Genomic DNA, 674 nt, shown 5'->3' with positions numbered 1-674 from the left:
CGTTGTCGATGACGTAGGTGTCGTCGCCGCTGCCGCCGCTGAGGGTGTCGGCGCCGGCGCCGCCATCCAGCCAGTCATTGCCGGCCCCGCCTTGCAGGGTGTTGTTGTAGGCGTTGCCGAGCAGGGTGTTGTTCTGGTCGTTGCCGATCACGGTGAAGTTGCCGAGGCCGGTGACGGTGACATCTTCGACGTTCTGCAGGTTGCTTTGGCTGAGGTCGACGGTGCTGCTGGCCAGGGTCGAGGTGTAGCTGATGTTCAGCAGGTCGCGGCCCTGGTCGGCGGTTTCCTGCAGCAGCGCCAGTTCGCCGACCTGGTCGAGGATATAGGTGTCGTCGCCGGCGCCGCCGATCAGCGTGTCCAGCCCCGCGCCACCGTTGAGCACGTTGTTGCCGCTGTTGCCGGTCAGCACGTTGTTCAGGGTATTGCCGACGCCGTTGAGGTTGTCGCTGCCGGTCAGGGTGAGGTTTTCCAGGTTGGCACCCAGGGTCCAGCTCACCGAGGCGCGTACGGTGTCGATTTCGCTCGCCAGGGTGCTGGTTTCGGCGACCACGTCCTTGAGGTTGTCGACGACGTAGGTGTCATTGCCGAAGCCGCCAATCATCACGTCGGCGCCGAGGCCACCGTCCAGCACGTTGTTGCCGCTGTTGCCGATCAGCACGTTGTTCAGGGCGTTG

The 674-nt window shown here is 64.5% G+C and carries 1 protein-coding gene; it reads right to left on the bottom strand.

Annotation, left to right across the window (positions count from 1 at the left end; genetic code table 11):
* Positions 1-674, bottom strand: a 674-nt coding sequence (locus AC1DQM_RS29865) for a calcium-binding protein (protein WP_477747264.1), incomplete at both ends; no start/stop codon positions are given.

It is taken from the genome of Pseudomonas sp. 01L34, assembly GCF_056400265.1.
Note: the sequence above shows the minus strand (reverse complement) of the source record. Positions and strands in the feature narration are given on the sequence as shown.